This is a genomic window from Anabaenopsis arnoldii, from assembly GCF_028331025.1.
GTDB classification, from domain to species: domain Bacteria; phylum Cyanobacteriota; class Cyanobacteriia; order Cyanobacteriales; family Nostocaceae; genus Anabaenopsis; species Anabaenopsis arnoldii.
This window is the reverse complement of the sequence record NZ_JAQMUH010000064.1, coordinates 1-10,281: the sequence shown is the minus strand read 5'-3', so window position 1 is coordinate 10,281 and position 10,281 is coordinate 1. Positions and strand designations below refer to the sequence as shown.

The following is a 10,281-nucleotide window of genomic DNA, read 5'->3' as shown; positions in this document are numbered from 1 at the left end:
TTATCCGGACAATGGTCTTTTAAGGGGCTATTTTTCTTACTAAGAATACAGACTTTGTACTGTTTTTCTCCCTTGTCACCTAGTCCACCTTGTCCACCTTGTCTTGTCCTTTTAAGGGGAGGGGACTGGATTTGATTGTTTCGGTTCCCCATTCCCTGTTTGGTGTGTTCGGTGTGTTCGGTGTGTTCCCTGAAACTAAACAACTTTGTACCTCACGAGCATGGTAAATGCTATATCAATCAAATTTACGAAAAAAATGCCATTGACCCTAAAAAAAATCTGATTACTGTTATAAGTAGTGCCTAGGTCAGAAATTCAGGAGGTATTTACAATGATCATGATGATGACTGAAACCATGACTACTCAAATGCAAAACTGCATCAACGCCTGCATGGAATGTCACAAAATCTGCCTGGAAACCATGACTCACTGTATGAGCAAAGATGGTAAGCAAATCAACAAGGGCATTATGAGTATGGTGCGGGACTGCTCAGAAATGTGTATGATGTGCATGAATATGATGATGGGCGGTTCGGAATTCATGGGGCGCACTTGTATGCTTTGCGCCGAAATGTGCGATCGCGTTGCTACAGCTTGCGAACAGATGAGCCAAGATCAAAAGATGATGCAATGCGCCGCCTCTTGTCGTCGCTGTGCAGCAGCTTGTAGATCCATGGAAATGATGCCCGCCTAACTATAGCACCTAGATATACCTAGATATAATTGAGGTCTTTTGACCTAATTTATTGAAAAAACGAGAGATGTAGACAACGTTTACATCTCTCGTTCGTCAATCCGACTAAAAAAATCTAGACAGCAGAGAAGTAAACTTTAGACTTCACAGGGTCAGGATTCATAGTTTTATCACCAGGTTGCCAACCAGCGGGGCAAACTTCATCAGGGTGAGACTGAACATACTGGAGTGCTTTTAATGTCCGCAGGGTTTCATCAACACTGCGACCAAAAGCCAAGTTATTAATGGTAGAGTGCTGGAGTACACCATCTTTATCGATGATAAACAGACCACGCAAAGCAATACCTGCTGCTGGGTCAAGGACGTTGTAAGCGGCGCTAATTTCTTTCTTAATGTCGGAAACTAGGGGATAATTGAGGTCACCCACACCACCAGCCTTGCGGTCAGTTTGAATCCAGGCTAGGTGAGAGAACTCGCTATCCACGGACACACCGAGGACTTCAGTGTTAATTTGCTTAAATTCTTCGTAGCGATCGCTGAAGGCTGTGATTTCAGTGGGGCAAACAAAGGTAAAGTCTAGGGGGTAGAAAAACAGAACGACATACTTACCACGATAGTCGGAGAGTTTAATTGTTTTAAATTCTTGATCTACCACAGCAGTTGCTGTAAATTCAGGAGCCTGTTGACCAACACGGAGGCATCCTTCTGTTGCGTAAGTGAGGGACATGAAGCCAATTCTCCTTAGACTGATATACGTAAAAGAGCGTTGAAACTCGGGTCAGTTCACACTTACCCGTCTAAAATTTAATTACAAACTGTTACGACTATATCATAGTCATAACGATTTTGAGTAAAAAATGCCTGATTTAGACACAAGAGAATGGTTACTAACTAATGGCTTGGGGAGTTTTGCCAGTGGGACAATTTCAGATGTTCGCACCCGCACTTATCATGGTTGGCTATTTGCCGCCACTAATCCCCCCTGTGGGCGTACGCTGTTGTTTTCCCACCTGGAAGCCAGTTTAGAAGTTTCAGGAAAGGTGATTTCACTAGGGACAAACTGCTGGGGTAATGATGAAATTGCCCCCCAGGGTTACAAGTTGCTGCACTATTTTGATATTAACCCAGTTCCCAAATGGATTTGGAGAAAAGACAATTGGCAACTCAGTAGAGAGTTAATTATGCCCCATGTTTTAGGGGATTTTTGTAAAAATCAGTTGTTAGTTAAGTATGTTTATCAGGGACACACTACAGTAAATTTACGGTTACGGCTGCTGATAGGCGATCGGGATTTTCACCACCAACAAAAAGGTGATCCTGGCTTAGAGTTTTCACAATTACTGGGTAAAAATCAAGTTTGTCTCCAAGCCATATTTCCGGGGGGATTCGGTACACCATGGTATTTGCGCTGGAGTCGGGGGGAATATCAGGCTAATGCGGTTTGGTATTGGAATTATTTATTACCAGAAGAGAAAAAACGAGGATTAGGCGATCGCGAAGACCTCTACAGCCCTGGCTACTTAACAGTTAAACTAGAACCGGGAGATGCCATTGTTCTAGAAGCACAGATGGGTTTTCCTGACCCACAGCTAGGTCTACTCACCCCAGAAATTTTTACCGCTGCTGTGGAAGCAGAACAAAAAAGACTATCCCAAATTTTTGGCTGGGTAACCCATAAATCCCCCTCATCCCCGATTTGGCAAAAATTATTAAAAGCCAGCGATCAATTTATTGTTCATCGAGCTTCCATTGCTGGACCCACGGTGATTGCTGGTTACCACTGGTTTAATGACTGGGGACGTGACACCTTGATTGCTATACCTGGTTTAGCTTTAGTCACCGGGCGCTTTGAACTAGCTAAAGGACTATTACAAACCTTTGGGCGTTACTGTCGTCACGGTCTGATACCTAATGTTTTTCCTGATGTTGATGGTGAACCCTCTTATAACAGTATTGATGCGGCTTTATGGTGGATTGAAACTTTAGGGCTATATTTAGAAGCTACCGAAGATTGGGAGTTTTTGGCGGCTCAGTTTCCCATTGTGCAACAAATTCATAAAGCTTTTATGGGTGGGACTCATTATAATATCCAAGTTGATGCTACTGATGGCTTAGTGAGTTGGGATGTCCCCGGTATGGCTCTTACCTGGATGGATGTGGTAATTGACGGAGAAGCTATTACCCCCCGCAATGGTAAAGCAGTAGAAATCAATGCTCTGTGGTATTCTGCTTTATGTTGGATGAGTAAATGGGCGCAACGCTTAGGGGAAATGCAGTTAGGGGATTGCACCCGCTTGGTAAAGCAAGCCCTGCGTTATGGTCAGCAAGCGGAACAAGTAAAAATTTCTCTACAAAAGTTTTGGAATCCATTAGGTTATTTATACGACACTATAGAATTAGATGACCGCCGTAATGCCCAGATTCGCCCTAATGCAGTGATAGCATTGTCCTTGCATCATTGCGGCTTTTCACTACAGCAGAGCCAGGCTGTAGTTGATTTAGCCACCGTGCGTTTACTTACTCCCTATGGATTGCGGAGTCTAGATACATCTGACGCTGCTTATATCGGTAAATATATTGGAGATTCCCTACAGCGCGATCGCTCCTACCACCAGGGTACTGTTTGGGCTTGGTTGATTGGTCCGTTTACTCGGGCTTGGGAGCGTTCTTACCCCCAAGTACCTTTACCTTTTGATTGGCAACCATTACTTGATCATTTCCTTTGTGATGGTTGTATACAATCGATTTCAGAAATTTTTGATGGGGATTTTCCCCATACTCCTAAAGGTGCGATCGCTCAAGCTTGGTCAGTTGCGGAAGTAATCAGACATTTTTCACCAGGCTGGTATAATAGCACTAGGTAGAATTTTAGTCAATATTTTTTCCTAAAAATCAGGTAATACACATGGCTTATAGTGATTTCACCTTGAGTAAGTTTAAAAAGGATTTTAATATTCATATTCATGAAGAAATGGATTTATTTATGAATGTTGAACCTATACAAATCAGTGAAAAGCTCAAATCTACTTTAGAAGAAAGTACAGAATTAGCATTAGCAATTAATACGGAAAAAGCCAGATCAGAAATGATTATTACGCCGATTTTACTGGAGGTAAGACGTAGGTGTAATTACGAAATTAGTTTATTTTCGGGAACTGATTTTAATCTAGATTTTAAAAAGGGATTAAACGGTTATTGTGATTTTATCATCAGTCGTTCTCAGGAACAGTTAACAATTAATGCACCTGTGATGATCATTGTTGAAGCTAAGAATGAAAACATTAAAGCTGGTTTAGGACAATGTGCAGCGGCGATGTTTGCAGCACAGTTGTTTAATGAACAAGAAGGTAATGATATTAAAACTATTTATGGTGCGGTGACCACTGGGGATATTTGGAAGTTTTTGAAGTTGCAAGGAACAAATATATTTATTGATTTGAATAATTATTATATTAAAGAGTCAGATAAAATTTTAGGTATTTTGTGTCATGGAATTAATAATTGAATGGCGAAGCGCTGCTGCAAGCATATCGCATTGGCGCTGCTGCTCAGTGCAGCCGGGGAATAAATTAAGCGTCTAATAGCGAAAGTCCACTAAAAGTGGACTGTTAGGTTACAAAAAATACTCTAGGCAATGATTGTTAACCTGATTTATAATGTTATATTTAACACGTAGTCGGATTTATCCGACTTAAGCTATTAGACGGGGGTTTCTAACCCCCGGCTCGCGATTGTCGTAGCTCTTAACCCCTGACCCGTCAACCGTCAACCGTCAACACCATTAACGCCCCCGCCAAATCTTGATGGTACCATTCCCACTCCCAGAGGCTAAGGTACGACCATCAGGACTGAAGTCTACTGAACTAACCTCGTCTGAATGTCCGGTGAGGGTTTTCTCTAATGAAAATGAAGGTGAACTGGTAATGATACTTATAGGATTATTGGGAAATAAACCATAACGCATACAACTATAAATTTGAGTTCCCATTAATCCTATAGGACTTACGCACTGTACAAATTCACCATGATGTGCGTCAATGAAAATCCGCTGTATGCTTCTCAATGCACAACTTCGGGGTGCAACCAAGGGAGGGTCTACTAAGTATGTCAGTGCTGAGAAAGAGTATAGATTAATAACAGAGGAGTTAACCAGTGAGTGAAGAACAGGATTACCTTCGTGTAGTCAAAGGAGAAAAGTTCTACCGAGTCATCGACTGTGAGGGTGCCTTGGTGTCGTGGTTTAGTGGGTTGGAGATAGTTGCTAATTTTTCTAATCCATCACCCCGTGAAATAGATGGATTTGCTAATGGAGAGTTTGAATTAGCTTTGAATGTGATCAACGACATCCCCTGGTTTTGCTTCAGGATATTTAGCTTGATACCTAAGAAAGGTTTCGGAAGAAAAGAGTACCGAGTTATCCTACCGTGGCAGGAGTGTCCGTTCCATGCGTCGAGGATTGACCCGCAATCTCTCCAAAGGATAGAAGAACTTGCTCTTGAAGCTGAGGAAAATAAGGAACTCCGTGTCGCCACCAACGTAATTTTACTTGATTTCCCATCTAACACAGTTTTATCGTTGCGAAGGTTTACATTGTCACCCTTCTTTACTCGCAAGCTGTTTACAGCCGTCCTGGATACCAAAGCAGCCCATACTTCTGAGAGCTATGAGCAGGGTGTGACAGCAACATTCGATGAGTTTCCCGTTAACGCTATTGGGGAATCATCCCGCGTTAGGTGCAAATCGGGAGACTAAGAATGGAAACAGGTTTAGTTATAGGGTATCTCAAGCAATATCCAGAAATATGCTCAAAGTGTCGAGACTTGACTGAGTACCAACTAGCTGATTATTTGGTGGCGCTGCTAGTTGAATCAGAACCTGACTTATTCGTTAGGCAAGAGCTTTTGAGGTTATCGTTGGCAAGGGTTGACTGGGCATATGTCAAAAATTGGGTAGTTTAAACCAGTTTTACGGCTTGCCAACTTTTGTGGAGTGCTACTAGCTGACTTTCCTGGTTAGAGGGTTGGCGAGTCGGCTTTTTAGTTTTTCTCATCAACACAAGGGCGAACAGTTTCCTAAAATCTTTGCAGTGCTTACTTTCAGGTATCTTTTCAGCTAGAGTGAGTTTAAAAGCCTAATTGCTCGTTCATAACCAGCAGTATCATCTTGATTGCTGTATAATCGCGCTGCTCTTTGGAAGTCTTCCCTGGCTCTGTTGATATCTCCTAGCTTACGGTAAACAAGACCGCGATTGTTATGAGCTTCAGCATCAATAAAATTTAGTCTAATAGCTTGGTTAAAATCAGCCAGAGCTAAATCCCATTTCTGTTGGTTATAGTAAACAACACCGCGACCGTAGTAAGCATCAGCAAAATTAGGATTAAGTTTAATAGCTTGGGTGTAATCAGCCAATGCTAAATTCCATTTTTGCTGGTTAACGTAAACAACACCGCGATTGTTGTAAGCTTCCGCATACTTAGGATTAAGTTTAATAGCTTGGGTGTAATTAAACAGAGCTAAATCCCATCTCTGCTGCCGAGCATAATCAACACCGCGATTGAAGTAAGTTACAGCTAAACCGCGATTAGACCAACCTTGACTGTAAAGTGTTGGGGGTCTTTGACTAACTACTTGGGAATTTTTGATACTTAACGCCTCGCTTTGATTGGTTTGACTCCAAGTGGGGGTAGCACTGAGGGTGAATGTCAGTGTTGTTAAGGCTACAGCTTTAGTTAGTCCTATTAATTGCATGGGTTTTACCTTTGATGGTTAGTTAAATATTTAACGGTATGCGTACTTATAAGAAGAAACAGCAAAAGTTTAAATAGATGAAATTTATAATACCACGCTCTGGACACAATAAAATAAATGACACATTGATTTTAGTCAATCTCAGTAATACTATTTAGGTAATTTTGTCATCTATCTAAAGATAGATTTTTGAGAATATAAAACTATTGGCGATGATTGTAGGGTGGATACTAAAACCTGTTCAGTGCTTATCTTTGTTGCAGTTACAGTGAGTTTAGACGTGTGATTTTTCTCAAGCAGCAGTGTTATTACTAGGTGGGGCGATCAATTTGTCCCATTATCTGATATTTTGGAATTTGCTCCCTTGTTATTTTTTCGACTATGCAAGTCCAAAAACAATTTGTTGATGATTTCCTACAAGGCAAAGATAACACTTTTATTATCCCTGTATATCAAAGAGATTATGCATGGAAAAAAAGCAATTGTAAAAAACTATGGGAAGATATTATCAATTTGCAAAATTCTGGTAAGCCCAGTCATTTTCTAGGAGCTTTAGTTACCATATACAATAATCAAAAAGAATGGATGGTAATCGATGGGCAACAAAGACTAACTACCATTTCCTTACTATTGTTGGCTTTAGTTAATTACTTGAAAGTAAAACCGAATAAAACACAGGAAGAAAAAGAGTTAGGAGAAGATATCTCAGATTACTATTTGATTAACAAAAGATGTAAGGATAAGTTACATAGCAATAAGTTAAAACCTAACACAAAAGATAAAGATTACTTTCAGAAGTTATTATTTGATGATAAATTAAATGATAAATTAAATAATAAAAACAATGATTCAAACATTATTAAAAACTATCATTTTTTTTATGATGAAATATCTAAATCTTCTATTTCAGTAAAGGATATATATGGAGTGTTTAAAAAATTAGAAATTGTCCATATTGAGCTTGAGAAGGGTACTGATGACCCCCAATTAATTTTTGAGAGCTTAAATTCTACTGGAGTTGATTTAACAGATGGAGATTTAATCAGAAATTATATTCTCATGGATTTAATTCAATCAGAACAACAACAGCTTTATAATAACTACTGGATTAAAATTGAACAGCTTGCTGGTAATGTCGCCAATTTTATTCGTGTGTTCTTAATGTACACCTTGCACAAAGATATTACACAAAGTAACAGGGCTGTTTATAATGAATTTAAGCAATATTCTAAAGATAAATTTTACCGAGATAGTTATAGGATCGATAGTTATAGCATCCTGCAACATCTCCTCAAGTATGCTGAAATTTATAGCTACTTTGTCAATATTTCTGATCATCCTGATAAAAATATCAATAAAGCTCTCCATCGGTTACATCGCCTAGAGTTTACAGTATGTCATCCCTTCCTTATGGATGTATTCGACTTATTTAATCAAGGTGTTCTAGGTGCGTCTGACGTCCAGGCTATCATTGAACTAATAGAAAGTTATGCTTTTAGAAAATTCTTAGTTAACAGTTCAACCCAAGGACTAAATAAATTCTTTCTCACATTATCTAAAGAAATTAGGAAGGAAACTCAATCTACTTGGAAAGCTAATTATTTTGATATTATGTCCTTTATTATTAAGAATAAGTCTGGCACTCTGAAATTTCCATCCGATGAAGAATTTAAAGAAAAACTTATCCATAAAGAATTAAAAAGTAAAAACAGAGACTTTCTCCTTGAAAACCTAGAGAATTATAACTCTGATTATAAGATTGATGTTGAGGAATTGACAATTGAACATATTATGCCACAGAAACTCAATCACAAATGGAAACAGGATTTAGGAGATAAGTATTCAGAAATTCATGGCAAATATTTACATACTCTGGGTAATTTGACTTTAATAGAAAAGAAGAAGAATAATAGCTTATCTAATAAAGACTTTAAGAGTAAACAGAAAATTGACTTTGAAACCAGTAAGTTAAATTTAAGTTCGGAACTAAAAAATATTGAAGAATGGAATGAAAATTCTATTGTCAACCGAGCTAATAGACTAGCAGAAGAAGCGGTTAAAATATGGAAGTATCCAGTACCTAAGTCAACTTATGCAGTATATAGTTCGACTAAAGATATTCAAGAAGATAAAATTCATAACTTTGCTGAAGGGGAGTTTACTAATACTAAACCTAAAACTTTAATTGTGGGAGAGGATAAATATAAACTCAAAACCTGGCAAGAAGTAGTGAAAAAAATCTGTGAAATTTTGTTCAATGAATCTCCAACAGAATTTAATTCAATCATGACTAGTGCAGAATTTAAAGGCAAATTCTGCCATTCCAATCAAAAAGAAAATTCAAAATTTAGAGCACCCAAAGAATTAGAATTCACAGATTCATATTTTGTGGAAACTCATGGAAGTGCTAATACCCTTGTCGATTTCTGCTGTAAGTTATGTAAGAAATTAGATTTTAATATTGAAAACATTTCTATAGAAATCTCTTAGAGGATGTTTGGAAAGTCATGATTAGTGTATCAAAGATTGTTTCACCCCACCTTAACCCCACCCCCAACCCCTCACTTTACAAAGGGATGGGGGTATTATGGAATGGCGATCGCCTTACAGCAGCGCGATCGCCCGGTGAAGATGATCAAATACATGATCTTTGAGTCACACAGATCCCCGACTTCTGGGGAAGTTATATGAGATGATGTCAATTATCTAAGAAGTCGGGGATCTTACGCTCCAATAATTATGATCAAAAGTCCATTGCGTTACCCTGGTGGGAAGTCAAAAGCTATTAAGGAAATAGCAGCACACTTACCAGAAAGCTTTTCAGAATTTCGAGAACCTTTTGTGGGTGGTGGTTCTGTATTTATATACTTGAAACAAAAATATCCCTATCTGAAAATTTGGATTAATGATTTAAACCGCGAGTTATATCTGTTTTGGAAATATGCAAAATCCCATTTACCCCGTCTGTTAACAGAAATTCGTCACATTAAGCAGACATATACAGATGGTAAAATCCTTTTTGCAGAACTAACCACTATAGACAGCAATAACTTATCTGACTTTGAAAGGGCAGTACGCTTTTTTGTTCTGAATAGAATTACATTTTCTGGTACTGTAGAATCTGGGGGATTTTCTGAGCAAGCTTTTGATAAACGCTTTACTGACTCTTCCATAGACCGCCTAGAGAAGTTAGGGGAGATTTTAACGGATGATGTGAAAATTACTAACTTGGATTATGGTGACTTATTGAAAGCAGAGGGTAAAAATGTATTTATATTTTTAGACCCGCCTTATTTTACTGCTACCAAATCCAGGTTATATGGTAAAGATGGTGATTTGCACACCTGTTTTAATCATCAAAGGTTTGGGGAAGTGGTCAGAGGATGCGCTCACCCTTGGTTAATCACTTACGATGATTCCCCTCAAATCAGAGAAAACTTTCCAGACTCTTACCTGTTTGAGTGGGAATTACAATATGGTATGAACAATTACAAGCAGGGTAGGGCAGCCAAGGGTAAGGAGTTATTCATTAAAAATTACTCTAATGGCTCAGGTCGGATTTGAACCAACGACCCCAGGCTTATGAGTCCCGTGCTCTAACCAACTGAGCTACTGAGCCATGCTTATTCATCGTTTATTAGCATAGCATAGAGTTTTGGGGATGGCTAGTGTTTTGTCATATTAATTTTTTTTCTATTTTTTGGCTCTACCGTACTTGTTATGCTAATTTAACAACTGGTTCGAGGGAACAGGGAACAGGGAACAGGGAACAGAGATTAAGAAGGAATATTCAGGCATTTTCTTCAATAACCAACATTATTTCCCTTATACGGTAAGCC

General features: G+C 38.8%; 10 protein-coding genes, 1 tRNA gene and 1 pseudogene. 8 read left to right on the top strand and 4 right to left on the bottom strand.

Annotated features, from left to right (window positions below):
* Window positions 1–331: 331 nt before the first annotated feature.
* Window positions 332–694 (top strand): four-helix bundle copper-binding protein, encoded by a 363-nt coding sequence (locus tag PN457_RS04880; protein WP_271731703.1) that lies wholly within the window; start codon window positions 332–334, stop codon window positions 692–694.
* A 115-nt stretch (window positions 695–809) separates the two neighbouring features.
* Here the strand turns inward: PN457_RS04880 and PN457_RS04875 are convergent, their stop codons facing one another.
* A complete protein-coding gene (locus PN457_RS04875) occupies window positions 810–1,421 on the bottom strand; it encodes a peroxiredoxin (RefSeq protein WP_271731701.1) in 612 nt (203 codons plus the stop codon).
* 130 nt (window positions 1,422–1,551) lie between these two features.
* Here PN457_RS04875 and PN457_RS04870 point away from each other — a divergent pair, with 130 nt between their 5' ends.
* Together PN457_RS04870 and PN457_RS04865 are read left to right on the top strand one after the other, a co-directional pair.
* On the top strand, window positions 1,552–3,558 hold the full coding sequence (locus tag PN457_RS04870) for an amylo-alpha-1,6-glucosidase (protein ID WP_271731700.1): 2,007 nt from the start codon (window positions 1,552–1,554) through the stop codon (window positions 3,556–3,558).
* A gap of 41 nt (window positions 3,559–3,599) precedes the next feature.
* Window positions 3,600–4,199, top strand: a complete 600-nt coding sequence (locus PN457_RS04865) for a hypothetical protein (RefSeq protein ID WP_271731699.1) — start codon at window positions 3,600–3,602, stop codon at window positions 4,197–4,199.
* A gap of 276 nt (window positions 4,200–4,475) precedes the next feature.
* Here the strand turns inward: PN457_RS04865 and PN457_RS18390 are convergent.
* A pseudogene (locus tag PN457_RS18390) lies at window positions 4,476–4,589 on the bottom strand (WD40 repeat domain-containing protein); the annotation flags it as partial.
* A gap of 257 nt (window positions 4,590–4,846) precedes the next feature.
* On the opposite strand from PN457_RS18390, the gene PN457_RS04855 reads away from it, so the two are divergent.
* Window positions 4,847–5,446 carry a hypothetical protein gene (locus PN457_RS04855; RefSeq protein WP_271731697.1) on the top strand — a complete coding sequence of 200 codons (600 nt, stop codon included), beginning with the start codon at window positions 4,847–4,849 and terminating at the stop codon, window positions 5,444–5,446.
* Window positions 5,447–5,448: 2 nt separating this feature from the next.
* The gene (locus PN457_RS04850; RefSeq protein ID WP_271731695.1) at window positions 5,449–5,652 is read left to right on the top strand and encodes a hypothetical protein; all 204 of its coding nucleotides are present in this window, start codon (window positions 5,449–5,451) and stop codon (window positions 5,650–5,652) included.
* 154 nt (window positions 5,653–5,806) lie between these two features.
* On the opposite strand, the gene PN457_RS04845 is transcribed toward PN457_RS04850, so the two are convergent.
* Window positions 5,807–6,442: a tetratricopeptide repeat protein gene (locus PN457_RS04845; protein ID WP_271731694.1), complete on the bottom strand. Its 636-nt coding sequence runs from the start codon at window positions 6,440–6,442 to the stop codon at window positions 5,807–5,809.
* A 381-nt stretch (window positions 6,443–6,823) separates the two neighbouring features.
* Between PN457_RS04845 and PN457_RS04840 the strand changes: the two genes are divergently transcribed.
* The 3 genes from PN457_RS04840 to PN457_RS04830 all read left to right on the top strand — a co-directional run bounded on the left by PN457_RS04840 (window position 6,824) and on the right by PN457_RS04830 (window position 10,006).
* On the top strand, window positions 6,824–8,932 hold the full coding sequence (locus PN457_RS04840) for a DUF262 domain-containing protein (protein WP_271731693.1): 2,109 nt from the start codon (window positions 6,824–6,826) through the stop codon (window positions 8,930–8,932).
* Between the two features lie 17 nt (window positions 8,933–8,949).
* Window positions 8,950–9,096, top strand: coding sequence for a hypothetical protein (locus tag PN457_RS04835; RefSeq protein ID WP_271731692.1), 147 nt, complete (start codon window positions 8,950–8,952; stop codon window positions 9,094–9,096).
* Window positions 9,097–9,181: 85 nt separating this feature from the next.
* The gene (locus PN457_RS04830; RefSeq protein WP_271731691.1) at window positions 9,182–10,006 is read left to right on the top strand and encodes a DNA adenine methylase; all 825 of its coding nucleotides are present in this window, start codon (window positions 9,182–9,184) and stop codon (window positions 10,004–10,006) included.
* Here the strand turns inward: PN457_RS04830 and PN457_RS04825 are convergent.
* Window positions 9,988–10,061 (bottom strand) — tRNA-Met (locus tag PN457_RS04825). The two genes, PN457_RS04830 and PN457_RS04825, sit on opposite strands and share 19 nt — an antisense overlap.
* Between the last annotated feature and the right edge of the window lie 220 nt (window positions 10,062–10,281).